Below are 25,949 nucleotides of genomic sequence, written 5' to 3' on the forward strand. Positions count from 1 at the left end.
CCTATCAATCGCTCCTCCCCCCACTAACGAACGTTCCTTTAAAGCGACTTTCGCCGAGCGAAAGGTTACAATCTTTGATGCTTCTCCCCTCGGCCCGACGACGCACATTAGGCACTGGATGATGACCGACCGAATGCACAACCTATCTCTGCAGTGGTCCTGGATTCCCTGTTTCCTTTTCCTGATCGCGCTGACGCCTCCTTCGCTTGCAGATTCTCACGCGACCGCAGAATCACCGCCGACCATCCTGCTGGCGTCTGCCGAAAAAGCTCTCCTGCCAATCGTGGTCAGAGAGGACTGCGATGCCATCGTGCTGGCCGCCGCTAAAGACCTACAGGAGTATCTGCAAAAGATCAGCGGTGCTCCCTTCACCATTCAAGAAGCGGCAGCAGACTTCGATGGCAGCCAACCGGGAATCGTGGTTGGACTGGAAACCTCGTTTCCAAATCGACCGGGAAGGCAACCGTTTGACGATTCGGGTATCGGACCTGATCAGTACCTTTTATGCTCCACCACAAATCAGCTCTACGTGCTAGGTTCGACACCCATGGCCGTCGAAAACGCGGTCTGGGGTCTGCTGCATCGCATGGGATATCGCTTGTATTTTTTGACCGATACGTGGGAAGTCGTCCCCGATCAGCCTAAATTATCGATTGCGATTTGTGTGACCGAAAAACCGGACTACGTTACGCGTCAGGCGCCGCGTGGTGCCCCATGGTCCGACCGCGCATTATGGGCTCGCTGGAAAACACGCAATCGACTGAACTCTTCTTACTCCCTTAGCACCGGACACGCCTACGGGAACATCGTCAGGCGTCATCAGGAAGCCTTTTCCGCCCACCCAGAGTATTTCGCTTTGGTTGATGGCGAACGTCGCACGGGACCGAATGCGAAGTTCTGCATCAGCAACCCAGGGCTCCGGCAACTGGTCGTCGACCATGCCGTTGCCACGATCAAGGCGAATCCAAGACTTAAAAGCATCTCGATGGATCCGTCGGACGGAGGCGGGTGGTGCGAATGCGACCAATGCGCTGCAGTGGGAAGCGTTTCAGATCGGGCGTTGACCCTTGCCAACGATGTGGCGACCGCGATTAACAAGTTGGGATTAGGGCCCAAACATGTCGGCATGTATGGATACAACCAACACAGCCCACCTCCAAATATCAAAGCCCACCCCAATGTCGTGATCAGCGTAGCAACCGCATTCATCAGGGGTGGGTACACGGTTGAGGAATTGGTCGAAGGCTGGCAACGGCAAGACGCCGTCATCGGCATTCGCGACTATCACGATGTCTTTGCTTGGAGCCATGACCTGCCGAGGAAAGCACGCGGTGGCAAGATCGATTACCTGACCCGCACGATTCCCTGGTTCTACGAACATGGTGCGAGGTTCATGAATTCAGAAAACATGGACAGCTGGGGTGCCAATGGCCTTGGTTATTGGTTAACGCCGCAGATCCTTTGGGATGTCGATAACGCCCAGCAAGTGGATGACCTGATCGAGGACTTTCTGACCGGTGCCTTTGGCGAAGCGGCTGCACCGATGCGACAGTTTTTTCAGTTGCTAAACCAGGACTCGGTATCGGTTCGATCTCAAGAGGACGTCATAGCCCGCATGTACCGATATCTCGACAAGGCTCAACAGCTGACCTCCGACCAACAAATCCATGCCCGTATTGCGGACCTGATTTTGTACACACGCTATCTGGAGCTCTACCAGACCTACCGAGTCTCCAAAGGCTCCGCCAGGCAAGCCGGGTTTGAACAGGTGTGGCGACATGCCTACCGCATTCAAGACAGAATGATGCTGTCGACCGTCGCCCTTTGCCAACGAGACCGTTTTCGCGACTCCGCTGTCAATGTTCCCGCAGAGGCTGACTGGAAGGTTCCCGAAGAAGAGAATCCTTGGAAAAGCAGTGAACCGTTTTCTACAGACGAAATCCAAGACATTCTCGCAGCAGGGATCAAAGCCAATCAGCCAACCGTCCTTGATTTTGTCGCTCAAAACTATAGTGACGATCTTGTTCCCGCGAACCAATTGAACTTGGCTCCGGTCGCCAAAGGACGCTACGACAATCGCAATCGCGGAACGCAGCGGGTTCATACCTGGCTGCCGAAACCGAAATCGACACTCGAACTACAAGTGACCGGTGGGTTGATCAAACACTATCGCGATCGCGGCAACGTTCGATTCCAGCTTCACGCACAAGCGGAAGCGACCCTCGATGCGGTCGACACCGACAACAGTGTGCCCCCCGATGGCATCCAGCGCACCGTTCGCTTAACCAGTCCCTATAGCGGACTTCATTCGATAGAGTGGAACGACGGCAGCGACCAGACCCAAGTCGTTTGGCCTGCGGATATTCCTTGGACCGTACGCTCATCGATCGAGGAACCGATGCGGTTAGGCGGAAGGTGGGACCTCTACTTCTATGTCCCACGCGGAACGAAAATCGTCGGCGGTTATACCGATTCCACAAAAGGCGAATTGCATGATTCAGAGGGCAACCGCCTCTTCGATTTTTCCGAGATGGATTCCCCCGGATACTTCAGTGTCGCCGTTCCCAGCGGTCAGGATCGCGCACTTTGGAAATTTGTCAATTCCCGTGGAAGCCGCATGCTGATGACGGTTCCTCCCTACCTCGCCCCCAGCGCCGAAACGCTGTTGCTACCACGAGAGGTCGTTGACGCCGATCACGAAGAATAGCCGGTGCACCGAACAATGCGTTCCGCTGCAGAACAGACGGTGGTTGGACAGCAACGGAATTGCAGCACCTGCATCCGTTCCGGACAACCTTTTACCGCGTCGGGGAAGTCAAATCCGGATCCAGTTGCGAATCCGGATCACGAAGATGATCGACCAAAAAGCGTGTTGCTTCCGCAAGGTGAACGCCTCGATAGAAGGCTTTCCCACCATGGCCGGCGTTTTCAAGAACAACCAATTCCGCCTCTAGTCCCGCTGCCTTGTAACGCTGGACCATATGTTGGCTTTGATCCAACAACACGGTCCGATCGGCGGTGCCATGGAACACCAGCAACGGTGGGTCGTCCTTAGAGATATAGTTCGCGGGACTGGCAAACCGTTCCGTTTCGACAGCTAACCTTTCGCCTTCGGTACCGCCCAACAGTGCAAAGCTGCCTGACTGATTGGTGTACGCACGCTCGGGTTGAGTCTGACCTCGCAACACGAAATCGGATGGCCCGAAGTAATCGATGACGGCCTGGACATCGGATGGGTAGTCAAGGTTCCCGCCGGTATCCCCTTCCAGAGCAGCAACGCCGGCAGAGGTCCCGACCAACAGCGCCAGATGCCCGCCCGCGGAACTGCCTGCGACCGCGATTCTGGTCGAATCCAAACCGTAGCGTTTCGCGTTCGCCCGCAACCAACGGATTGCCCCTTTGCAGTCGTGAATTTGAGCTGGAAAGATAGCCGTATCGGTAAAACGATACCGAATACTTGCCAACGCAAACCCCTGTTCAGTCAGTTTCACAAGGGGAGGATTTTTGTTGGATCCAGCTCGCCATCCGCCTCCATGAATCCAAACGATTAACGGAGACGCGGTTTCGCTTTTGGGTAGATACAAATCCAACGTCAGCGGTGCCCCGGCTACTTCGCCGTAGACCAAATCACGATGGACTTGAACTTCCTTTTTCTCCTGACCATACAGCGGCGATAGAACAGCAGCGCTGGCCACCAACGCGGCCAGCAAGGACTTAGCGATCATCACACGCATGGTTTTCCAAAGAAAAGGAGTTTTGCAGCGTCCTAAGCCAACAATCCCTTGATCACTTTTCCGCCCTGGTTATCCAGCAGCGACATCGTTCGGTTGTTGGAATCGAAGTTCAGACGTTCCGCATCCAAGCCAAACAAATGGAGCAACGTTGCATGGTAATCAAAATGATTGACGACGTTTTCGACCGCTTTATGGCCCAGTTCGTCGGTTGCTCCGTAAACGTGCCCTTTCTTGAATCCGCCACCCGCAACCCACATGCTAAAGCCGTAGGTGTTGTGGTCCCGGCCAACACGCTTTGGTCCATTGTCGTTCTCGATCACTGGCAGGCGTCCCATTTCGCCACCCCAGTGCACAACCGTGGAATCAAGCATGCCGCGTTGCTTAAGGTCTTTGACCAGTGCAGCCGACGGAATGTCTACCTTCTTACAAGCCGTAGGCAGCCCGCTGGCGATACTGCCATGATGGTCCCAGCGTTGGTTTTCAGTGAACACCTGTGCGAACCGGACGCCCCGTTCGATCAAGCGGCGAGCGATCAAGCATCGAGCGCCGAAATCTTTGGTCGCAGGATCGTCCAGACCATACATCGTTAACGTCGTTTTGGTCTCGGTGCTGAAATCGACCGCTTCTTTGGCAGCGAGTTGCATTTTCGACGCCAGTTCATAACTAGCGATTCGAGCCTCCAGATCCTGGTACCCTTCACGCTCGGCCAGATGCTGGCGGTTCAATTGTTCCAAGAAACCGAGGGCTTCTTTCTGGGCTACACCCTTCAGATGTGCCGGAGGGTCAAGGTTCAAAATCCGTGGTTCTTTGGGCCGGATGACGGTCCCTTGATAGACCGAAGGTAAGAACCCGTTGGTCCAGTTTTCGACACCCATGACCGGCAATTGACCTGGATCGATCAACGCAACATAGGCGGGCAGGTTGTCCGTTTCGCATCCCAACCCGTAGGTCAACCAGCTGCCGACCGTAGGCCGACCGGTGAGGATTCGTCCGTTCTGCAATGCCTGAATCGACTGGCCGTGATTGTTAACCCCGGTGTGCATCGACCGGATCATCGTGATGTCATCGACAACGCCTGCCAGTCCTGGCAGCAGTTCCGACAATTCCATCCCGCACTCGCCATGTTTGCTGAACTTCCAAGGCGAAGCCATCAGCTTGGAACTTGCTTCGGCGGCGTTGTCGTATTTAATATCGCCTTCGAAGGTTTTCCCATCCATCTTGTCCAGTTCAGGCTTTGGATCGAACAGATCCAGATGACTGGGGCCTCCCTGCATCCAAAGCGAAATCATCGCCTTTGCGGTGGGCTGAAAATGGGGTTTCTTAGGTTTAACGTCGAAGGATTTCGGTTCCAGTTCCGGACGAAGGAACGGATCCTTTGCAGGGGTTTCCGCCTTCAGTTTTTCGTTCTGCAACAAAGTTGCGAGGGCGAACCCCGCCAAACTTATCGCCCCAGAAGCCATGATATGACGGCGTGAGGAAACCGAAGGTCCACTGCGATGCGACCGTCGCTCTCTAGACTGTTGATATTCCATAGCTTCTTAATCTACGTATAGGAAACGGTTTGAACCCAAAAGCGTCTGACAGAAACTAGCGACCGCTAAACGTTGGGGGGTCTGCGTCTTGTCCGCTTTTGCCAGCGCCGCAGCCTCCGCGGAATCGCTTAGGTGCTTTTCTTGTTGGTCAATAAACGCCACAGCCATATCGACTTGTTCTTCACTTGGCGTCTGGCACAGTGCCAGTTCCCAGCCAAGCTTCACCTGAGCTCTTCGATCCTCACCAGCTTCTTCGGCAAGCCGGCCAGCAAAATCGCTTGAGCGCTTCAGTAAGAATTCACTGTTCATCAATAACAAAGACTGTGGAGCAACAGTCGACGTAGCGCGTGTTTCACAATTCGGCGCCATTTTGGGAGCGTCAAAAGTATCAAGCAGCCCCAGCGGACGGCTTCGACGCACCTGTACGTAGACGGAGCGTCTTGAATCTTCTCCCTTCATATCGATCACGGCACCAGGACGACCTGCACTCAGGTTTTCCTTACCAACGACGATTTGTCCGACGCGGTCGGCCATCACGGGAACAGGAGGTCCGAATCGCTTAGCATTCAATTTGCCACTGACCGCCAAGACACTGTCTCGCAATGTTTCGGCTTCTAGGCGTCGAAGCGACATCCCGCTTAACAAGCGATTGTCTGGATCGGTTCCATCCGCCGGCATGGTTCGCAGCGCCTGTCGATAGGCCGTCGAAGTCATTATCAATTTGTGTAACTCCTTGACGCTCCATTCGTTCGTCATGAAGTAAGTGGCCAGCCAATCAAGCAACTCTGGATGCGAAGGGCGATCGCCCAAGATCCCGAAATCACTCGGAGTCGTTACGATCCCTTTTCCGAAATGGTGCATCCAAAACCGATTGACCAAAACCCTTGCGACAAGTGGATGCTCGCCGCTTGTCAAGTATTTGGCGTAGGCCAAACGGCGACCGGTGGTCGGTAGGTTTTCATCGTCGACAGGAATTTCAACCGCTTTGCCAGCGGCAGGAATCGACAAGACAGCTGGTTTAACTTCCTGGCGTGGGTTGCGATGATCGCCTCGAGAAAACAAAAACGTTTCAGGAACCTTCGCTGGGATTTCGGTCAACGCCCGCACGAATTCTTCTTTCGGCTTCTTGGCCCGGATCGCACTGGCACGGCTCCTGATCGCTGCTAATTGCGGCGCACGTTCTTTAGTCTGATCGATTTCCGCTTTCAGCGCCGCCAATTCCGCAGCGGCCGCTTTATCGTGCTTAGCCAAATTGCCCGCGGTCACCACCAGGTCAGGGTGTGCGGCAATCAAGTCTTTTTGTTCTTTCGTACGCTTATCCGCGGCAACAAGCAGAGCGGCTGCGAACGGTTTGGCAACCTCCTCGGCGACTTCAGCGAGAGCCTTTTCTTGTGTCGCGGCAACAACCGTTTCGGTCTTTTCAGCGTAGGCTTTCTTCAACCCGGCCAGTTTGCCGCGTAGCTCTCGATCGTAAAGATACAAAGAACCGGTTGAAATCTTCAGAATCTTGGGATACTTCTTCAGATGGGCATTCTGTTCTTCGGTCCGTTTTTTGACCGGCGTCTGATAGGCCAAGCGAACCGCGTCGTGCAGTTCTTCGGGAACATGATGGACCAACTGGTCTTCTAAGGTCTCCGCGATCAGCTCTGCCGCGCGTTTTTTGTATTCGGCGTCGACCACCTTCGCTTCGGCTTCGATTTCAGCAGCCGTTTTCCGATCGTCGTCGGTATAGAGCGATACCAGTCGGGCGCCGGGGTTTCGCCAATTCTTCCAGTCATAGGCTGGTTCAAAAATCGCGCGAACCTGAAAGTACTCGGCATGCGGAATCGGATCGTAGCGATGGTTGTGACACTGTGCACAGCTGAGCGTTAACCCCAACAACGAACTGCCCACGACATGCAGGGCATCGGCCATCACTTGATTCTGAGCGAGAGGTTTTTCTTCGCCACTAACCTTGCCGGTCCCATCGGGGACCATCCGTAGAAAACCGGTTGCAATCAGCTTTGCCGTTTCTTCACTGGACAGATTTTTCTTGGGATAGCCGATCATTTCGTCACCCGCCAATTGCTCGCGGATGAAGCGATCAAATGGCATGTCATCGTTAAACGCCGAAATCACGTAGTCACGATAATGGTAGGCATGGGAGCGGACAGGGTCATCCACGGTGTATCCCTCGGAATCGGCGTAGCCGACGACATCCAACCAGTGCCGGCCCCAACGTTCCCCATAGGCAGGTGATTCCAACAAGCGGTCAATCAAATTCTCGACAGCCTGCGGGTCGGTATCCGCAATAAACTCTTCAACTTCTGGCCGAGTGGGCGGAAGGCCCGTTAGGTCGAAGGTAGCGCGACGGATGAACGTCTGACGATCCGCGTCAGGCGAGAACGCCATCTGTTCTTCTTCCAGGCGACGCAGCAAGAAGGCATCGATGGGATTTCGAACGCGATCCAGAGCAGCCACTTCAGGGACCTCAGGATTTTGAATCGGCCGGAAGGACCAAAACTCACGCTCTTCAGGTGGAACATAGACACCATCTGGAATCGACTCTGGCTCGGGACGCAGCGTTTTCGCACCCGTCGCAACCCAGCGACGCAGGACATCCACGTCCTCCTCAGTCAGTTTCACCTCTCCAGGCGGCATGTCTTGCGAGGCCGTTCGCTCGACGAGCGGGCTTTCGTCGGGGCTACCGGCGACCACGCCAGGGCCGCTGTCGCCACCGACATGAATGAATCGACTAAGCCGGAGATCTAATTCTCCGCCGGTCTCTTCACCTTCACCATGGCATTCAAGGCAATGAGCCTTGAGGATGGGGCGCACGTCTTCTTCAAACGAAACGCTGTCGGCGGCGTTTTGCTTGTCGGACTCGGCCCTTAGAGGAAGAGCCAAACCGAGCAGAAAAACGGCAGCTAAAATGGAGTGGGATCGCATCAACGAACTCCTGTCGCATGTTGTGATCACAGGCGGGGTAGTGAGCGGATTTACCGCAGGCGGGACTATTAGTGTAACAGAAATCAAACGCAAGTGTCGACTGCGAACACCCTCACAGCCCGCGGATCCGGCCATCGATACCGTTCTTCGACTGCAAGGACGAACATTCGGACTTTTGCGTCACCCTAATGGCATTTTCGAAGCGTTTCATAAAGATCGCAAACGGGCCAAACCACTAAATTACAGAGAATGCTTGGGCTGAATCGTTTCGATCGAATCCGGATAGGGATCGAAGTCACGCGGCCCCCCCAAGTCCGATCCCGCCAGCCGCATTTATCGTCGTCACCTTCGTTCGAAATTTCCTCAGTCCCCTTCGTTAACGACACCGGTCCACTGAGGTTCGTGAAAATCGAAACCGCACAAGCCCCATGCGGTGCACGGAATCGCGTGAGCATTGACCGATCCCAATTTCGCCGAGTATGCTGATCTCCGCAGGCGGCAATGGCATCCCCCTCCAGCATGCAATTGGAAGAGATCAAGAAATTGATCCACGAATTTAGATGATTCTGGTACTCATTCACTTTCTGTTTCTCGCCGCTTTTACCGTGCGAGTCCTCTGGCGTGACGACTTAGCGCCAACATCCCGTCTGGCTTGGTTCATCGTGCTGATGGTCTTGCCCTATTTTGGCGTTGTGGCATACCTGCTGTTCGGCGAAATCAACCTGGGTCGCACGATCCATAAACGACACAAGGAAGTCTTCGCGAAGATTCACGAAGTTGGCGAGAGATCACTGGGAAACTGCCACAGCAATCTCGATGACGATGTTGAGGTCCAGTACCGCGTCCCGTTCCGTGCAGCCGCTTCTGTCGATGGATTCAAAACGACCGTCGGCAATCGAGCCGAATTGATGCCGGACGCCGCAACGGCTCGATCGCGATTGATAGAAGACATCGACAGCGCCAAAACTCACGTTCACGTCCTCTATTACATTTGGTTGAACGATACCACGGGTACGAACGTCGCCCATGCACTGATGCGGGCCGCGAAACGTGGCGTCAAGTGCCGGGCAATGGCTGACGGATTGGGCTCGCGAGCGATGATCAAGTCGTCGCTATGGAAAGAGATGGCTGCCGCTGGTGTCAAAGTTGAAGTTGCGTTGTCTTTCAAACATTTGCTTCGCACCATCCTGTTCAGCCGCGTCGACCTGCGAAACCACCGAAAAATTACGGTGATCGATAATCGAGTGACGTACTGCGGAAGCCAGAACTGTGCGGACCCAGAATTTCGGGTGAAGCCAAAGTTTGCGCCCTGGATCGATATCATGGCTCGGTTTGAAGGCCCCGTCGTCGCGCAGAATCATCTTCTGTTTGCCAGCGACTGGATGCTAAACGGCCAGGAGGAATTGCTGCAGGATTTGCCGCTAGACGCAGCCCCGCTTCCCGGTGGTTTCGCGGCTCAGGTTTTTGGAGACGGCCCGACCGAGCGCCGCGGTGCAACGCCGCAGTTGTTTTCCGTGCTGATGGGAACGGCCCAACGCGAACTTGTCATTTCAACGCCGTACTTCGTTCCTGATCCAACCGTATTGAATGCACTTCTTGCGGCAGCAGCTCGTGGTGTGGAAGTCACCATCGTGTTTCCGAAACGAAACGATTCGTGGATCGTCGCTGCCGTCAGCCGCAGCAACTATCGCAGGATGCTGAAAACGGGCATCAAGATCCACGAGTTCAAAGGCGGTTTGTTGCATGCCAAAACGCTGACCGTCGACGGGGCGGTTACGTTAATCGGATCGACCAACATGGACGTTCGCAGTTTCGACTTGAACTACGAAAACGACATCTTGCTGCGTGATGACCAGTTCACAAAATCGATCAGGGAACGCCAACAGGCATACATTGCGGAATCGGAACAAGTCACTTTAGAGGATGTCCTGGCTTGGTCTCCAATGCGTCGATTCTGGAACAACATCGTCGCCACCATGAGTCCCGTCCTTTAACCACTTGCGAAGGACCAGCACCTACGCAGGCTTTGTCGCCCAGGCGGAACAACCGAACGGGACGCAAGCACTAGTGGAACCCGTTCCTTTCGATGAGGGGCATCAAGGATCCAAATCCTTCACGCCCCCCATGGCCTCGCTTGCTGGAAAACGCGACATGCTTGGCCTACCGGCAGGTTGCCAGTGCGAAGCGCAGGTGAGCCACAAGCACTATTCCACGGTGTACCTGACGATGACTTCGTTGTCCAAAATCACGTTGGTCGACCAAATGAATTCAGCATCGTCCGCCCTGTCGTCAAAAACATCGGTGAAGTTGGTGTAGGCGGGTTTGTTATCAACGCCGATGGTTTCGTTGGTGTAAGTGGTGGCGGCAGGCCAGGACGAATCATCAAAGGCTTCATCCATCCAGTTTGCGGGGACTTTCCAGTGCAACGCCGCAAAGGCGTTTCCGTCACCCACGGCCTCGGTATCGCAACCGGCACTACTCCTAGTCGTTCCATCTTCGGTGGGGCAGGACAAGTCCTTGATAGGAGCGGTATAGAAGGTTTGTGCTTTCCATTCGTTACCCGTCGTAGCAACCGTTTCGCCACTGGCGTTCTTGAATACGGCGACCATGCCTCCGTCGCCGGGATGAAAACTCTTCCCCCGATTCTTTTCAGTCCCCAGTCCAAGGTTCTCTTCCCAATCGACTAGCTTCATCGCAATCGTATAGGGTGCTTCAACCTTGAACTTAACGATATGGGAATTGAACTGAGTGAAGGGGATTGCATCTTTCCCCACGGGAACTCCATTCACATACAGTTCGAAATAATTGTCGCCAAAGATATACGCGGTGATCACTTCCCCATCGGCGTCGATTTCCACGATGTCGGCATCCTTGAAGGCAGCCAACGCATCCGCAGCTGTCGCGTGTTTGGTCCCGTCGGGATTGTATAGATCGGGAGCGAAGGGAAAGGAATCGTCCGTATAGCGGACCACTGCAGGGACGGTCCAAACCGTATTGTCCGACGCGGTAACCGTGCCGACGCCGGCAACTCGTTGCCCGGCAGGATAAAGATTGGAAGTCGTCGTAACGGCCGGCCCAGTCGAAACGGAGGCAGTGCCGTCATAGGTGCCGGTAAGAACCTCTCCTTCACCATTACAGGAAGATCCGATCAACAGCATGCCAAACGCCAAAATAGCTAGTTTCATATTCCATTGTTTCATCGTCTTATCCAGTTCAGTATTTTCCAAAATTTCAACACCCGTCAAAACTTCATTCCAACAAGGTGCACAGAGAGGACGGCAAGAGCAGCATTGTAAGAACCACGCTATTCGAACTGTATAGTACAGTGCGAGATCGCTTGCCAGCGAATGAAACGGCGAACTTTCCAAGTTGATAAAAACGAAATGGTCCGGCCTGCGAAGTGTCGCCTTTGGCTCGGGATGTGAAATCGGTTTGCAGCCGTGGCGAGTCTACATGGGGCCAAGTGAACACCTAGCCCGGAGGGCGGCAGATACTTGCCGGCGGTGTCAGCCGCCGGAGTGGGTATCGCGAAAAGGAAAGCCCAGCGGGCGACAGAACGATCCTTGTCTGTCGTCTGTCGCCCGCTGGGCTTTCATGCGCGCGCTAGGTTTCCGTTGGCTTACGCCAACGGCAAGTATCTACCGCCCGCTGGGCTAAAAGCATTGCACTAAAACTCGGAGGGGCAGGATTGAAATCGTCATCGACAATTTCGCGTCCTCCGCGAAACAACGCTCCCTAAAGCTACTTTCGCTCGGGATGTGAAATGGTTTGCAGCCGTGGCCAATCTCCATGGGGCCAAGCGAACACCTAGCCCGGAGGGCGGCAGATACTTGCCGGCGGTGTAAGCCGCCGGAGTGGGTATCGCGAAAAGGAAAGCCCAGCGGGCGACAGAACGATCCTTGTCTGTCGTCTGTCGCCCGCTGGGCTTTCATGCGCGCGCTAGGTTTCCGTTGGCTTACGCCAACGGCAAGTATCTACCGCCCGCTGGGCTAAAAGCATTGCACTCAAACTCGGAGGGGCAGGATTGAAATCGTCATCGATAATTTTACGGCCTCCGCGAAACAACGCTCCCTTAAAGCTACTTTCACGAAGCGAAAGGCGACAATCTTTCTCCGCATTGGATTGAATCGACAAACCGATAAACGAGCGACCGAAAGCGCTGCCCGCTATCCCTCGCTGACGTAGCGGGCTCTTGCCCCCTGCAATCCGCTTGGAAACCGCCGACTGCTAGTTCGCACGGCCCGAGAGACGGGGTTACGAGACAAACCATCGAAGGTCACGCGAACGGTCCGACAATTGCATTGCGTTGCCATCGCGATTCGCCTGTGGATATCGCGACCGCAGACTCACACCGTCGCTGACTTCGCCAGAATTTTGACTCCAACCAACGTGTCCAATATCTGGCAACTTCGGCCAATTTTGGAACCCTTGAAACATGCACGATCAACTTAGCGAAACGACTTCGGCGCTCCTTGTCGACGGCAAAGGCATCCTTGCGATGGACGAGAGCACGCCCACGTGTAACAAGCGGTTTAAATCGCTTGGCATCCCGCAAAACGAAGAGATGCGGCGTGCCTATCGGGAAATGATTATCACCACGCCAGGGCTAGGTCAATCGATCAGCGGGGCAATCCTATTCGACGAAACCCTTCGCGAAAGCTCCTCCAGTGGCGAATCTTTCGTCAAACTGCTGATCGAACAAGGCATCGTGCCCGGCATCAAAGTTGACAAAGGAACGGTCCCTCTCGCCGGTCACGATGGCGAAACCGTTACCGAAGGGCTCGATGGACTTCGCCAACGACTGAGCGAATACGCACAACTGGGTGCAAAGTTTGCCAAGTGGCGCGCCGTCATCGCAATCGACGACGATTTGCCGACCGCCGGTGCCGTCGAAGCGAACGCCCACGCGCTGGCCCGCTATGCAGCCCTTTGCCAAGAGGTCGGATTGGTCCCGATCGTCGAACCAGAAGTCTTAATGCACGGTCACCATTCGATCTTACGTTGCGGTGAAGTGACCGAAATGGTGCAACGCGAAGTATTCGTACAATTGAATCGGCAACAGGTCACGCTTGAAACGATGATTTTAAAACCGAATATGGTGGCCCCTGCATTGGACTACGAAGCGCAGACTTCCGATGCAGCGATCGCCGACGCCACCGTGCAATGTTTGATGCGAACCGTTCCGGCGGCCGTCGCAGGCATCGCGTTCTTATCCGGCGGGCAAGACCCCGAACATGCCACCGCACGATTAGCCGAAATGAACGCGCGCTATAAAACGACAGCCCCGTGGCCGCTAACCTTTTCGTTTGGTCGGGCAATCCAGCGACCTGCATTGGAATGCTGGCTGGGCGAAAAGGCGAATGTCCCGGCTGCCCGAGCGTTGCTGCTTGAACGTGCAGAAGCAAACGCGAAAGCACGGTGTGCTAATACGCAGCATGAGGTCGCCAAAATTTAGGCGACATCGGATCCAAAGACGAATGGGTTCGGTTCCCAAAATACGATTCAACCCTGCCGACATCAGGCAAACCAAATTCGGCTACCCCCCCCCTTTCCCCGTACTCTCCAAGAAAAACATCATGAACGAATCCAGCGCTCATCCAGCCTCTAGCTCACACGACATAACGATCCCGCGGCGGCAAATGCCCGACGAACTCCAACACCTACGCAAAATTTGGTGGGGCCCGTTCCTGCTGGGGATTGGACTAATCCTGGGTGGCATTGTTGCCGTCACCTTTCCGATCTTCTCAACGTTCGGTGTCATCATGGTGCTGGGCATCGTGCTGCTACTTGCTGGCGTTGCCACGATCGTGACGTCTTTCATGACGGGGAAGTGGAGTGCGTTTTTAGTGCAGTTGCTGATGGGTATCCTCTACACGGTAATCGGCGTCCTGATGGCCGAATCACCGCTAGCCAGTGCAGCGGCACTGACGCTGTTAGTCGCCTCTTTCTCGATTGCCGGTGGAGTGTTTCGCGTCGTTGCCGCGTTGCAATTGCGGTTCTCGCATTGGGGATGGGTGCTGACCAGCGGTATGATCGCAATCCTATTTGGCATCGTGGTGCTGCGGCATTTCCCCGAAGCTGCCCCCTGGTTGATCGGGCTGATGCTGGGACTGGACTTGATCTTCGGTGGTTTAAATTGGTTATTGCTCTCTCTGACGATTCGCAGTCTTCCGCCCGAACATGACGAGATTTGAGCAATTGGACAATTGCCAGAAAAGTCGGCAACCGCTTCGGTGCCGACTTTCGATGTGGCCAGATGATCGAACGTTTTAAGAGGTTCGATACGGCCCCCGAGAAACCATTACTGACCGGGCAATTGAAAATCGAGGAAGAGCCGGTCAGAGGCCCACTTCTGAAACCAAGTGCCAACAGACATCGTCAATTGTTCGTCATCGAGCGAGGAGGTCTCTGCAATTTGCTCAATCGCCTCGCCCAGACAGACATTGTTTGCCAAGCGTTCGAGCAACTGGAATTCCAACGCCTCCACCGCAATCGTGCGGACGACATATCGCAGGCGTGTTACGACCAAGAAGGTCGGTTTGGCGCTCGGCAGATCATCCCGGGTCGCAGTCCCCTTGCGCACCGCGATTGCATATTCATGTGCCCCGCTGCTAAGTCGCAACAGACGCACACAGGGCGCCAATCTCAAGGTTAGCTCGCCAACCTGATCGGGTTCAACCGCCGACAAAGTATCAGCATTCAGGGTTTCCAGGTTCTCGATTCCGGGTCCACTAAATACTTCGCTGTACGTCCGTTCGATCGTCGCCAAGTCGATCATCAGATCAAGCCAATACGCTTCGATTCCTAGATCCGATCCCTCATCGGTCGCGTCTCGGTTTTCGATCAGAAAACGATGGAAGTTGGCGCCCAAGTTAGCGAGCGTGTAGCTTTGCGACGGATAGGACTGCAAATAGTCAAACGCGAAAGCGTTGAACGTCTCTTCGCCCAATAGATGCGTCAACGCGGGATATTCTTCGCTCAGCACCTCTAACAGGCGAGCGTAGTACGCATTGGCGTAAACCTCCATTCTCTGCTGACTGCTCAATTGGCTGGAGGGCAAGATCAAATCTTCGATCGTGGCGGAATCCGACCCGATGGCCGTTTTGGCTACCGTCGACGCGGCACCCGACACAACTCCATCAGGGCTTGCGATCACGGTCTGCATCCATTCCTGGACCGCACGCAGCGATGGTGCGCATCGGTGAAGTGGATCCGACGAGGTTGCGTCGATGTTCGCGGATGCATTGCAGTCTTCAGCAGATCCCACTACTCAATCTCCGCCATCGTGTAATGCGAAGGCTGCGGGATCCCCACAGGTCGATTCGTCTCTGCCGCTGTCACCCCTGTTTTCCTGTCGCGTGATTCACTGTCGGCGGTCTCGTCTGGTGCATACGCATCGCTCATGTACTTTCTGGCCTTCAGTACTTCAGCGTGAACGACGTCGAATTCAGGAATCCCCGCGTCCCATTCCAATAAAGTCGAAGCCCGCACGCCTCGTTGATGCGCGTAGCGATAAAGTTCCCAGACAGGGTCGACCACTTTACCATCGTGCGTATCGATACAGTGCGTGCCCATATCCGTGTGTCCTGCCAAGTGGAACTGAACCACTCGGTCGACCGGAATGGCGTCAAGGTATTCTTTGGGTTCAAACTCATGGTTGACGCTGGACACATAGACGTTGTTGACATCTAGCAGCAACTGGCAATTTGTTTCTTCAGTCAGATACTTCAAGAACTCCCATTCGCTCATCGTTGAATCACGAAAGGTGACGTAGGTGCTTGGATTTTCAAGCACCAATGGGCGTTCCAGCAGATCCTCCACGATGCGGACGCGTGCTGCTAAGTGCTTTAGCGTTTCCTCGTTGTATGGGACCGGAAGCAGATCGTGAGTATTTTTCGCGGCGACGCCGGTCCAACAGACATGGTCCGAAACCCACTGCGCCTTCACGTCCGACGCAAGTTGTTTGAGCTTTTTCAAATAGTCGATATCCAGCCGATCGGTGCTGCCAATCGACATTGAAACGCCATGCATCACAATCGGGTAACGCTCGGCGATCTGATCCAAGATGTATCTTGGTCGGCCACTACAATCCATGAAGTTTTCTGAAATGATTTCGAACCAATCCACCTCCGGCCACTCGTTCAGAATGTGCGCGAAGTGAACCGTTCTCAACCCAATGCCTAAGCCCAGTCCAGTCCGGTCATTGTCTGTTTGCTTCAGACTTTCTGTCGCATCATGATTTGACTGCATACGTCGTCCACCGAGTGTGAGTTGATTAGGACGCGTCCGGCCAGACCTGCAAATGAAGAACTGGCCGCAACGAATTCATCCAATAGTTGGGCTATGCCAACTGCAACCGAGCCGTTTACTTAGGGGCTGGGCCGACCTTTTTGCCAGCTGCCTTCATCAGTTGCTCGAACTGCTTTCTTGCCAACTTTGAGGCTCCAGCATTCAAAGGCACACCACACTCACCTTTTCCTTTGCAGGTGTTTTGTCCAGGATAGCCGCCGCAGCCACCGGCCCCTTTGCATTCATTCGCTCCGGCACAATCGTGCTTAGCAACTGCAGCACAGGACCCCATGCCAGCGCAGTCGTGCTGCCCTTTCCCTTCGCCTTTGCATGTATTCAGTCCTTTACAAGCGTTCGGGGACGCGATCAATAACGCCGGGTCCACTCCAAGATCGACTTTGGCGGCTGCATTGTCCTGGGCCACAGCGTCTTTTGCACCAACGACCATCGCACCGGTCGCCACAAGGGCGAGTCGTCCAAAGTTGCGTCGCCCGAAATTTGAATTACTCATGTTTGACAATCTCCGAAATGTTTACAGCGAATTGTAAAAGAAGAAGCCGTAGGACTTCTTCACGCGAAAATTGTACTTACAGAGCACGCGTCCTAATGTGAGCTATATCACAAACATCAGAATTGCCGCTATCAATGCGACCAATTTTCCCCGGGAAGAGGTAGCTTCCTTCGTGGACGGGGTGATCAGTGAACAAAACCACACGCTCCCGGCAGACAGGATTTAGAAGTTTTTTGACTCTCCCAGATAGCCACCGAGATTTGACTTTAAAAATAGAGAGAAGCAACGCAGCGGACGCGATTGGATTGCCAGACCATTACCGACGACGATTGCTTGCTTTTTCAATCCAGCATGCAGCCGATGTGAACCACGGTTACGATAGGAGATCTCGTCCGCTTAATGTTCAAGCCGCATTCACCATCCAAATGTCTCGAATCAACATGTTCCACTTCGTCGCCGAAACGCAAACCGACGGCTTAAAATCTCGGAATCGTCACCGAACTTTTTCCCATCGTCTAAGACACCGCATAGCAGCCCCCGCCATTTCAGCGGTTGTCGCCCTATTCACGCAAACGCTAACCACGACGCCCCTCAAAGCGCAGGCAGCCGATCGTCCGAACATCATCTATATCATGGCCGATGATATGGGCTATTCCGATATCGGCTGTTATGGAAGTGAAATCCAGACACCGAACTTAGATGCGTTAGCCGAAAAGGGAATTCGTTTTACCCAGTTCTACAATACAGCACGCTGTTGCCCGACTCGAGCGAGCCTCATGACCGGGCTATACCCTCACCAAGCGGGTATCGGTCATATGATGGAGGACCGAGGTTTTGATGGCTATCGAGGCGAACTGAACCGGCACTGTGTGACGATCCCCGAGGCGTTAAAGTCGGCGGGCTATCGTTCCTATATGTCGGGAAAATGGCATGTCACCAAAACGATCGCCCCCTCATCCTTCGCCGAGAAACACAACTGGCCATTGCAACGCGGATTCGACCAATTCTATGGCACGATTCATGGAGCCGGCAGCTTCTTTGATCCCAATACGTTGACACGCGGAAACGACTTCATTTCACCCTTCGCGGATCCCGAGTACACGGCTGCGGACCGCGAAGACGAAACCTACTATTACACGAACGCCATCGCCGATCATGCGGCCGGTTATGTCCGTGAACACCCTTCGCGCTCAAATCCAGAACCGTTTTTCATGTATGTCTCCTTTACCGCTGCGCACTGGCCGATGCATGCGTTGGACAAGGACATCGAAAAGTACAAAGGAAAATACGATGCGGGCTATGCCGCCGTACGTAATGCCCGCTACCAGCGAATGATTGAATTGGGTGTGATCGACAAAGAGAGCACGGTCAATTGGGCAATTCCCGACGACTGGATGAACGAAGAAGAGTGGGAGTGGGATAAACGTAACATGGAGGTCTACGCCGCCATGATTGACAGCATGGACCGTGGAATCGGACGGATTGTTGCAGCTCTAAAAGAGACCGATCAATTCGATAACACGATGATCTGCTTCTTCCAAGATAACGGCGGTTGTGCCGAAAATTATGGACGAGGAGGGCAGGGGGGCCCGCGTGCGAAAACACCTTCCCTGCCACCGGTTCCCAACCAGTTGATTCAGCCCGATATGACTCCCAAACAATCACGCGACGGGTTTCCAATGCGAACCGGCGTCGGCAGCCTCGCAGGCCCCGCCGACACAGCGATCGGATACGGTAAAGCCTGGGCAACCGTATCCAATACGCCTTTCCGAGAATACAAACACTGGGTCCATGAAGGTGGTATTTCGACTCCTTTGATTGTCCATTGGCCCAGCAAGATCAATCGTCCAGGTTCACTGGAAAACACTCCCAGCCACTTGGTCGATTTAATGGCGACCGCGATCGACGTCGCTGAAGGGACCTACCCCAAAACCTTCCATAACCAGAACCCGATTAAACCGCTTCAGGGCAAAAGCTTGGTGCCTCTATTCACCGGTGGGAGCATCGAACGCGACGCCATCTTCTGGGAACATGAAGGGAACCGAGCCGTACGCGAGGGAGACTTCAAATTGGTTGCCAAAGGAACCAAAGGCGAATGGGAACTGTATAACATCGCCCTGGACCGAAGTGAACAAAACAACCTGAGCGCCCAGAACCCGCAACTGGTGAAGGAACTGGCCGATCTATGGCAACAGTACGCAGAACGATCCGACGTGCTGCCAGTATCTCCGCCAAGGCCTGGAGGGCATTCGCAAACAATGAACCGCAAACAGATGCGGTTTCACCTGAAAGGGAAAGAGACGCTTGCAACTTCCTCCGCTCCGTTCATCCCGAACCGGAATCTCCGCGTCAAAGTGGTTGCCGATATCCAGGGTGATGGCTCCATCATCGCTCAAGGGGGATCGTCACACGGATGGGGAATCTACGTCCAAAACGGCGAGGTGTTCTTTGTGGTTACACGATCTGGAAAACGCAACATCCTTGCCAGCGGAATCACGCCCAAAGGGAAGACAACGATCGAAGCGGAGCTCCCCAGACAAGGGCCACTTCGCCTTCGAATCAACGAGCAGAACGTCCCGACAAACATGCGCCCGGGCAGCCTAAGCGAACAACCGCAAGACGGACTTCAAGTCGGCCAAGATACCGGTGGCGCCGTCGGCAACTACAAGACCCCATTTCCCTTTTCCGGAACGATCGATTCCGTCCAAATCGATCTTAAGTAAGCCGGCAGCGGGAGGGTAATTGATTGGTGAAGGATTGACTGCCTGTCCATGCTATGGCAAGCGGAGCCACCGAGCATGCCGTAGCTACCGTCGCCAGACGGTGGTTCCAACAGGAAACTATCACCTATTGATTACACGCCCGCCCATGAGAGTCTGAGTGCAGTGCTGTTAGCCCAGCGGGCGGCAGACAAGGATGGTTCTGTCGCCCTCCGGGCTTTGCTTTTCGCGACACCCACTCCGGCGGCTTACACCGCCGGCAAGTATCTGTCGCCCTCCGGGCTACTTGTCGACTCGGCCCCATGGAGACTCGTCGACTGCTGCAAACCCTTCATGTATAGATTTCAACCCGGCCCATCCGAGTCTGAGTGCAGTGCTTCTAGCCCGGAGGGCGGCAGATACTTGCCGTTGGCGTAAGCCAACGGAAACCTAGCGTGCGTGCCCATGAAAGCCCAGAGGGCGACAGACAAGGATGGTTCTGCCGCCCTCCGGGCTTTGTTTTTTGCGACACCCACCCCGGCGGCTTACACCGCCGACAAGTATCTGCCGCCCGCTGGGGCTACGTGTTCATCGGGGTAGCTGCCAGTTGTTGCCCGGACCGGGACAAGCCTGGCGAAAGCAAAGTAGCCAACGCCCAAAATGCGCAACAACAAAACTGACGCAGCGGGTTGGGATCTTTTGCTGCATTACCTTGCGATTGGCGAAATGCACGAGGTTTCCTTCGATCGCGTAAAACGAGAAAAAAAAACGGCAAGCAAACCTCCCTACCGTTCGTAGAGAACATCCAACGTCGATGCGCCAAGCATCCTCCCTTTCATCGCTTTCCGCAGCTTGGCTCTTGTTGCCTCGCGGGGTGAGATATCAAGTTTCGATGAGAGAGCAAAAACGGTGATGTGATACTTTTTTAGGCCAGGACCTTTGGAGCACATTGGATCGTAGCTGGCTTGGCCCCGGTCATTGATGCCAATGCTGCCGATCCCTTTGGCGTTTTGCTTTAGCGAAGTGACGTTCGCGGGAATGTTGTAGACCACCCAATAGGATTTCTCCTTATCGGGTGCCGTGTGCCAAATGGTAACGGCGAAGGCCTTCGTTCCTTCGGGAGCCCCTTTCCAAGTGATCGCTGGCGATTGCGCGGCACCGTCGCACGTGCAGTCGACCGACAGAAAATGTTTCTCGTCGACCGAAGGGCTGCTCACCTTGAAGCCCGGGGCATTCGTGCGGGACATGGAGGAAAGGTCTACCGGCGCATCGACTCGGCCGGGGCCGCCGCGAGGTGGACGACCACCGTTGCCATCGCGTGGCGGTGGAGGTGGTTGCGGCGGACCGCCTCGCTGCCGATCATCCCCCGGCGAATAGGTCTCCGACGTCTTTCGACCATCGGTATCGACGAACTCAAATTTGGCCGTCCCATCTTTCGCAAGCGTGTAAGAGACCGTTCCCTGCTGGCCGCGGACTTCGTAAACAAGGCGATAACTCCCCGGTTTCGGCTGAGTGAATTCCGTAATCTTCGCGTCACGTAGTGGACGCAAATCTGGACGAATCGGTTGAGCTCGTGGTTGCGGATCAACCTGTCCACCGCGTTCGACCACTTCACCATAAAATCCGCCATTCAGATACGGATAGGTCTTGGTCGCATGGTAGTGATATTGCCCCGCTTCGTCTTTATGGCCGCCCAACGAATCCAGCGGCGCAAAGTCGGTCGCCTGTTGGTCTTGATATCCGAAAATTGGATAGCCGTCCAAAGCGTACGCAATCGGCTGGTCTTTGCCTGTTGTCTTTTCAAGATGAACAGGAGCGATGTGGTAGTGATAATCATCCGCTCGCCCGCAGTGACCACCGTACTCATCCAATTCCCCAAACAGCAGCGCATCGTCGCCCCGGTTGTTCAACGGATTGAAAATCGGGACTCCGTTGACCGCCAATGCGATCGCACCTCGCAGAAAGTTATCCTTCGTTGACATTGGCTGTTTCGCAGGCACGGGGTGCAAAGGAATTCGCCAAGCGTTGTCACCAAAGTACTTCTGTGGAATCGGGACCTGCTGTTGCCATGAACGAATCCCGATCATCATCGGATGGTCTGGCATTCCATTGGAGCCAACATAAAGATAGTCGTCGTCCAAACGGAGCTTCAGTACCTTGGAAAACGGTTGGAAGTGTTCGTAGATCAATGGCATAGCGTTCTCGTTTGCCGGAATTCCATCACCGCTCGGTCGATTCTGCACAACAAAATGCAGCTCGCGTTGCTGGTTGAGCGTATCGATCGCTTCAAGACGTTTCGCAATCCACTCACGGTCTGACGCGACCAGCCGTTCCATCTTTAGAGAGACCAAACGATTGTCGTCGCGGCGGATTTGCACGTCCCCAGCGGACGCGGTTACGAAGGTGCCATGCAAATGAACGCCTTCAGCACCTAGTGTCCAGGTCCTTGATCCTTTGGGTTTTTCTGAATCGCCATGATGCGGACCATCGTGCGCCAAAAGGGCGTTTGGAACCACCAGTATCACTGCGACCGTGAACGCCGAGCGGAAAAATCGGTGGGTGCCCCCATGATTGCTTTTTACTTTCATCGTTTCGGCCTTCTTCGTGGGGAATCAGGAATGATATTGTTTAGGTTTGAAAAGTCTGGTCGCGAAACTCCATCGGGCGAATCGGCGACGAAGTGACGGAAGATGACGGTATTGTCAAGTTCGATGTCATCGGTCCAAATGAAACTTGCCCCGCTGAAGTCATGCTCAAAGAATGGTTCCTTTGGCCCAACTTGCCGCTGCGAATACTCCTTGGCAAACCCCCAGGATTTGTCATCGAAGTCAATCGCATACCAATTTTCCGGAATCGGCAGGTTTCTTACCTTGGGATTTTTGGTGTCATGGTCTATCGGTCCGTGAGAAAACGCTTTGGCTTTCCAGGTTTTATTGGTCACGGTTCCATCGCCAAACTTAAGAATGAAACCTGCGTCTCCAATACTGGTATTGGCGTATTCCATCCCTGTTTCCGAGTCGGCATTGTCTTTCGCCATGACGGCAATCGTCATCGGATAGGTTGGCAACACATCAACACTCACCACGTTGTGCGGCATGAACTTGATCGAATCGACTGCGATATGCTGGCCGTTGATGTACAACGTAAACCAATTGTCTGCGTACACATTCGCTTTCACGGTGTCGCTGATTCGGGGTTTACCGACCCGGTTCGCACTGGACGGTTGGTTGATCGGAGGCTGCGCCCCCAGTTGCAACGCAAGGTGCATTGTGCCGAAACATGCTGCGACACCGATCGCAAGCCAAAGGAAACGTTTCATATCTATTTACTCGTATTCCACGGCCCGCTCGGGTCCGTGATGGGATGCATGGTCGAAATGGTTAGCGGCGAGACCTCCCTCTTCAATAGCGGTCATCGTCAACGTGATTTGCTGGGGTCCATAAGCCATTTCATAAAAACGGAGCTCAAGAATTTTGCCACTTACTTCGGCGTAACGGATCTCTACCCTCGCTGCTCCCCGGAAACCTGGTTTCTTGACAGCGACCAACTGCCGCTCGACTTCACTGCCTCGCGCGGCATCTGGTTTTTGCGTTTCCCTAGGCAACAATTCCAAGTCATAGGCGGTGCGCAATGCTTCCAATCCGTCGTGTAGATTGTTGATAGGCAATCCATCTTCATGGCCAGGAAGATCTCGAGCGAAGTGGATCACGTCATTGCTATAACGCACCGGCCCATCAGGTCGCACGGCCCAGCTTGTTGTTCCGTTGCTCCCGGTTACGAAGTCGTCTCCCTGCGCGGTCTGGCGTTTGAGCACGAACTGGTTCGAACCGCGAACGTCAAGCGTCGCTCCATCTAGCGAGGGCTTGGGAGGACGACGCCGCTCAGGGGTGGAGGGATCTTGATGCCTGGGGGGAATCACGGTGTCACGAACCGATATCAAGAACGTCCGGGCCATCGGCAAATCATTGACCTCGATGATTCGATTTAGCTCAATCATCGCGGCCGAAGCGGAAGGCGTATCGACGGTTTGCCAAAAGATTCCAGCGATCAGCAGAACTGCACAAGCGGTCGACACCACGGCAAACGACCGCCGCCACCAACCACTCGACTGCGGCTTGATGGGCTCCACAGCATACGTCGCGTCATGTTCGGGCGCGGCCAATTCGCTGCGGAGTCGATCATGTAGCATCATGAACGAAGCGAATTGCCGTGCGTTTTTTTCATCCGCTTTGATCCACTGGTTCAACTGGTCTTGTTGCTCACCTGAAAGTGAATCATCTAGGTATCCATGGATCAGTTTTTGGTAATCAATGCTCATCAAATGCTCGCCTCCAACGCCTTGCGTTCAATGCACTCTCTAAGATGATCTCGAACTCGCTGCAGTGCTTTGGCGACGGAATTGGGCGTCATGTCAGCTTGAGACGCGATCGCAGCTGGCTTCATATCGTCTCGGTACCGCAGACCAATCAACTGTTTGGCTCGACCATCCAGGGACCCCAGGCAGTCCTGCAGAAAATCGAGTGCCAGCGAGCGTTCTTGGGCTTCTTCATGAAACGCGACCGCGAGGCAAGCAACCGCGTCGTCATCGAAAACCAACGGATCGCGTCCCCGACGCCGCAAATACAACCCTACCTGCCGCCGCGCGATCCCGATCGCCCAAGGGATGAATGGCGACTTGGAATCATAGGAATGAAAGGATTCGACGACGGCGACCGCGACGTTCTGCAACACATCGTCACGATCGCGGAAATCACGGACCACCGAGGCAATAAACGCCGAGACGGCTGGCTGGGCCAATGTCCATTGACGGGTCGCTTGTCGGGTTGTTTCGTCCATAAATCGCTCCATAAAAAAAAAATGCCTCACATACTTACTTATCCGAGCGGACCCTTTTATGACCAACCATTCCCGAATTTCCGACATTTTTTTCCGCTTGATGCCAACATTACCAAGCGAATCGGGGACGCAAGTCAATTTGTCGACAAAGCAATCCCACGCTCAAATCGATTTCGTGACCTAATATTCCTTTCAAGGCGGACGGTTCGATGAGGCAAGTCCCAGTCGTGCCCTCCGGAAACTCACTCTGTTGACTTGTCGTTATACGCTCAGAAGAACAATCCATGCTCCGATTATTTCGATCTTGCTTAAAATTCGTTTTGCCCGCTCTGCTGACGCTGGGCGCTACGGCCGCCTTGGCTTGTACCGGCATTACCCTTCGGCCCGGCGACGGTTCCGTCATTTTTGCCCGGACGATGGAGTTCGGGACAGACCTCCAATCGAACGTGATCATCATCCCGAGAGGCTATTCATTTGAAGGCACGGCCCCCGGCGATAAGCCCGGCATGCGATGGAAATCCGAATACGGGATCGTCGGAACCAATGCCTTCGATGAACCACTCGTTGCTGACGGATTGAATGAAAAGGGCTTGCATGTCGGGGTGTTTTACTTCCCCGGTTTCGCCAAATACCAGGATGTGAAACCCGAGGATGCCGATCGATCGCTCGCCCCTTGGGAACTGAGCACCTACCTACTCGGTACGTGCAGCAGCGTCGATGAAGCCGTCGAAGCGGCCAACAACGTCCTCGTCGGGGAAGTCGTGATGAAAAAGATGGGCTTCGTCCCCCCCCTTCATCTGATTGCAACGGACGCCACTGGCAAGTCGGTCGTCTTCGAACACGTTGACGGAAATCTGACCACGCACTCCAATCAGATCGGCGTGATGACAAACTCGCCGCAGTTCGACTGGCACCTGACCAATCTGAGCAACTACGTCAACTTGACCGCACAAAACTCCGAGGGAATGGACTTGGCCGGGAAACAAATCGAGGCACTCGGCCAAGGAAGCGGAATGCTTGGGTTGCCGGGGGATTTCACGCCTCCGTCACGATTTGTGCGTGCCGTCGCCTATTCCAAAGCTGCGTTGCCTGTCAAAACCGCAAAAGAGGGCGTCTTACAAGCCTTCCATATTCTGAATCAGTTCGATATTCCCAAAGGGGCGGCTATGGCCAACGAAAAAGGGAATGAAGTTGCCGACTATACCCTCTGGACAAGCGCCGCGGATTTAACAAACCTGCGTCACTATTTCCGCACCTATGAAAACAGCCAGATCCGGATGGTCGACCTCAAACAGGTCGACTTCGACGCCAAGGACATCAAGACCATTTCGATGCGAGGCGAAGAGGTCATCCCAGACCTTTCGAAAACCGCAAAGTAAAGTTGCAAGTCGCTACCAAATCCTCAAGGTTCGCAACAAAG

The 25,949-nt window shown here is 54.4% G+C and carries 18 protein-coding genes; 7 read left to right on the forward strand and 11 right to left on the reverse strand.

Annotated elements, in window-relative coordinates:
* Nucleotides 1–133 precede the first annotated feature (133 nt).
* Nucleotides 134–2,707, forward strand: coding sequence for a DUF4838 domain-containing protein (locus tag FF011L_RS14695; protein ID WP_218932638.1), 2,574 nt, complete (start codon nt 134–136; stop codon nt 2,705–2,707).
* Nucleotides 2,708–2,798: 91 nt separating this feature from the next.
* On the opposite strand, the gene FF011L_RS14700 is transcribed toward FF011L_RS14695, so the two are convergent.
* Genes FF011L_RS14700 through FF011L_RS14710 form a run of 3 tightly spaced genes read right to left on the reverse strand, consistent with a single transcriptional unit; the run spans nt 2,799 to nt 8,194 of the window.
* Nucleotides 2,799–3,734, reverse strand: coding sequence for an alpha/beta hydrolase (locus tag FF011L_RS14700; RefSeq protein ID WP_246109421.1), 936 nt, complete (start codon nt 3,732–3,734; stop codon nt 2,799–2,801).
* A 32-nt stretch (nt 3,735–3,766) separates the two neighbouring features.
* On the reverse strand, nt 3,767–5,266 hold the full coding sequence (locus FF011L_RS14705) for a DUF1501 domain-containing protein (protein ID WP_145352413.1): 1,500 nt from the start codon (nt 5,264–5,266) through the stop codon (nt 3,767–3,769).
* A gap of 6 nt (nt 5,267–5,272) precedes the next feature.
* Nucleotides 5,273–8,194: a PSD1 and planctomycete cytochrome C domain-containing protein gene (locus FF011L_RS14710; RefSeq protein WP_218932639.1), complete on the reverse strand. Its 2,922-nt coding sequence runs from the start codon at nt 8,192–8,194 to the stop codon at nt 5,273–5,275.
* A 560-nt stretch (nt 8,195–8,754) separates the two neighbouring features.
* On the opposite strand from FF011L_RS14710, the gene cls reads away from it, so the two are divergent.
* On the forward strand, nt 8,755–10,188 hold the full coding sequence (cls, locus tag FF011L_RS14715) for a cardiolipin synthase (RefSeq protein WP_145352415.1): 1,434 nt from the start codon (nt 8,755–8,757) through the stop codon (nt 10,186–10,188).
* 210 nt (nt 10,189–10,398) lie between these two features.
* Here cls and FF011L_RS14720 read toward each other — a convergent pair whose 3' ends face one another.
* Nucleotides 10,399–11,394 carry a hypothetical protein gene (locus tag FF011L_RS14720; RefSeq protein ID WP_145352416.1) on the reverse strand — a complete coding sequence of 332 codons (996 nt, stop codon included), beginning with the start codon at nt 11,392–11,394 and terminating at the stop codon, nt 10,399–10,401.
* A gap of 1,235 nt (nt 11,395–12,629) precedes the next feature.
* Here FF011L_RS14720 and FF011L_RS14725 point away from each other — a divergent pair.
* Together FF011L_RS14725 and FF011L_RS14730 are read left to right on the forward strand one after the other, a co-directional pair.
* Nucleotides 12,630–13,649: a class I fructose-bisphosphate aldolase gene (locus FF011L_RS14725; protein WP_145352417.1), complete on the forward strand. Its 1,020-nt coding sequence runs from the start codon at nt 12,630–12,632 to the stop codon at nt 13,647–13,649.
* A gap of 121 nt (nt 13,650–13,770) precedes the next feature.
* Nucleotides 13,771–14,388: an HdeD family acid-resistance protein gene (locus FF011L_RS14730; protein ID WP_218932640.1), complete on the forward strand. Its 618-nt coding sequence runs from the start codon at nt 13,771–13,773 to the stop codon at nt 14,386–14,388.
* A gap of 107 nt (nt 14,389–14,495) precedes the next feature.
* Here the strand turns inward: FF011L_RS14730 and FF011L_RS14735 are convergent, their stop codons facing one another.
* The 3 genes from FF011L_RS14735 to FF011L_RS14745 form a co-directional block, all read right to left on the reverse strand.
* Nucleotides 14,496–15,461: an HvfC/BufC N-terminal domain-containing protein gene (locus tag FF011L_RS14735; protein ID WP_145352419.1), complete on the reverse strand. Its 966-nt coding sequence runs from the start codon at nt 15,459–15,461 to the stop codon at nt 14,496–14,498.
* Nucleotides 15,461–16,444, reverse strand: coding sequence for an MNIO family bufferin maturase (gene bufB, locus FF011L_RS14740; RefSeq protein WP_145352420.1), 984 nt, complete (start codon nt 16,442–16,444; stop codon nt 15,461–15,463). Before bufB ends, FF011L_RS14735 begins: the two co-directional genes overlap by 1 nt.
* A gap of 115 nt (nt 16,445–16,559) precedes the next feature.
* Nucleotides 16,560–16,994: a hypothetical protein gene (locus tag FF011L_RS14745; protein ID WP_145352421.1), complete on the reverse strand. Its 435-nt coding sequence runs from the start codon at nt 16,992–16,994 to the stop codon at nt 16,560–16,562.
* Nucleotides 16,995–17,419: 425 nt separating this feature from the next.
* Between FF011L_RS14745 and FF011L_RS14750 the strand changes: the two genes are divergently transcribed.
* A complete protein-coding gene (locus FF011L_RS14750; protein WP_246109422.1) occupies nt 17,420–19,717 on the forward strand; it encodes an arylsulfatase in 2,298 nt (765 codons plus the stop codon).
* A 761-nt stretch (nt 19,718–20,478) separates the two neighbouring features.
* Here FF011L_RS14750 and FF011L_RS14755 read toward each other — a convergent pair.
* The 4 genes from FF011L_RS14755 to FF011L_RS14770 are packed head-to-tail and all read right to left on the reverse strand — an operon-like array spanning nt 20,479 to nt 24,529.
* Nucleotides 20,479–22,281: a YHYH protein gene (locus FF011L_RS14755; protein ID WP_145352422.1), complete on the reverse strand. Its 1,803-nt coding sequence runs from the start codon at nt 22,279–22,281 to the stop codon at nt 20,479–20,481.
* Complete coding sequence (locus FF011L_RS14760; RefSeq protein ID WP_391560938.1) at nt 22,278–22,961, reverse strand: hypothetical protein; 684 nt, start codon at nt 22,959–22,961, stop codon at nt 22,278–22,280. Before FF011L_RS14760 ends, FF011L_RS14755 begins: the two co-directional genes overlap by 4 nt.
* Nucleotides 22,962–23,018: 57 nt before the next feature.
* Nucleotides 23,019–24,011, reverse strand: a complete 993-nt coding sequence (locus FF011L_RS14765; RefSeq protein ID WP_145352424.1) for an anti-sigma factor family protein — start codon at nt 24,009–24,011, stop codon at nt 23,019–23,021.
* On the reverse strand, nt 24,011–24,529 hold the full coding sequence (locus FF011L_RS14770; protein ID WP_145352425.1) for a sigma-70 family RNA polymerase sigma factor: 519 nt from the start codon (nt 24,527–24,529) through the stop codon (nt 24,011–24,013). Before FF011L_RS14770 ends, FF011L_RS14765 begins: the two co-directional genes overlap by 1 nt.
* Before the next feature lie 58 nt (nt 24,530–24,587).
* On the opposite strand from FF011L_RS14770, the gene FF011L_RS27045 reads away from it, so the two are divergent.
* Together FF011L_RS27045 and FF011L_RS14775 are read left to right on the forward strand one after the other, a co-directional pair.
* Nucleotides 24,588–24,713: a hypothetical protein gene (locus tag FF011L_RS27045; RefSeq protein WP_261342519.1), complete on the forward strand. Its 126-nt coding sequence runs from the start codon at nt 24,588–24,590 to the stop codon at nt 24,711–24,713.
* Nucleotides 24,714–24,813: 100 nt separating this feature from the next.
* A complete protein-coding gene (locus FF011L_RS14775) occupies nt 24,814–25,908 on the forward strand; it encodes a linear amide C-N hydrolase (protein ID WP_145352426.1) in 1,095 nt (364 codons plus the stop codon).
* Nucleotides 25,909–25,949: the final 41 nt, after the last annotated feature.

It is taken from the genome of Roseimaritima multifibrata (genome assembly GCF_007741495.1).
Lineage (GTDB): Bacteria > Planctomycetota > Planctomycetia > Pirellulales > Pirellulaceae > Roseimaritima > Roseimaritima multifibrata.

Coding starts and splice junctions, on each gene's coding strand:
- FF011L_RS27045 (WP_261342519.1), top strand. CDS start 24,588: ATGACCAACCATTCCCGAATTTCCGACATTTTTTTCCGCTTGATGCCA.
- FF011L_RS14710 (WP_218932639.1), bottom strand. CDS start 8,194: ATGCGATCCCACTCCATTTTAGCTGCCGTTTTTCTGCTCGGTTTGGCT.
- FF011L_RS14705 (WP_145352413.1), bottom strand. CDS start 5,266: ATGGAATATCAACAGTCTAGAGAGCGACGGTCGCATCGCAGTGGACCT.
- FF011L_RS14750 (WP_246109422.1), top strand. CDS start 17,420: ATGTCTCGAATCAACATGTTCCACTTCGTCGCCGAAACGCAAACCGAC.
- FF011L_RS14765 (WP_145352424.1), bottom strand. CDS start 24,011: ATGAGCATTGATTACCAAAAACTGATCCATGGATACCTAGATGATTCA.
- FF011L_RS14720 (WP_145352416.1), bottom strand. CDS start 11,394: ATGAAACAATGGAATATGAAACTAGCTATTTTGGCGTTTGGCATGCTG.
- FF011L_RS14760 (WP_391560938.1), bottom strand. CDS start 22,961: ATGCACCTTGCGTTGCAACTGGGGGCGCAGCCTCCGATCAACCAACCG.
- FF011L_RS14745 (WP_145352421.1), bottom strand. CDS start 16,994: ATGAGTAATTCAAATTTCGGGCGACGCAACTTTGGACGACTCGCCCTT.
- FF011L_RS14770 (WP_145352425.1), bottom strand. CDS start 24,529: ATGGACGAAACAACCCGACAAGCGACCCGTCAATGGACATTGGCCCAG.
- FF011L_RS14695 (WP_218932638.1), top strand. CDS start 134: ATGCACAACCTATCTCTGCAGTGGTCCTGGATTCCCTGTTTCCTTTTC.
- FF011L_RS14700 (WP_246109421.1), bottom strand. CDS start 3,734: ATGCGTGTGATGATCGCTAAGTCCTTGCTGGCCGCGTTGGTGGCCAGC.
- bufB (WP_145352420.1), bottom strand. CDS start 16,444: ATGCAGTCAAATCATGATGCGACAGAAAGTCTGAAGCAAACAGACAAT.
- cls (WP_145352415.1), top strand. CDS start 8,755: ATGATTCTGGTACTCATTCACTTTCTGTTTCTCGCCGCTTTTACCGTG.
- FF011L_RS14730 (WP_218932640.1), top strand. CDS start 13,771: ATGAACGAATCCAGCGCTCATCCAGCCTCTAGCTCACACGACATAACG.
- FF011L_RS14755 (WP_145352422.1), bottom strand. CDS start 22,281: ATGAAAGTAAAAAGCAATCATGGGGGCACCCACCGATTTTTCCGCTCG.
- FF011L_RS14725 (WP_145352417.1), top strand. CDS start 12,630: ATGCACGATCAACTTAGCGAAACGACTTCGGCGCTCCTTGTCGACGGC.
- FF011L_RS14775 (WP_145352426.1), top strand. CDS start 24,814: ATGCTCCGATTATTTCGATCTTGCTTAAAATTCGTTTTGCCCGCTCTG.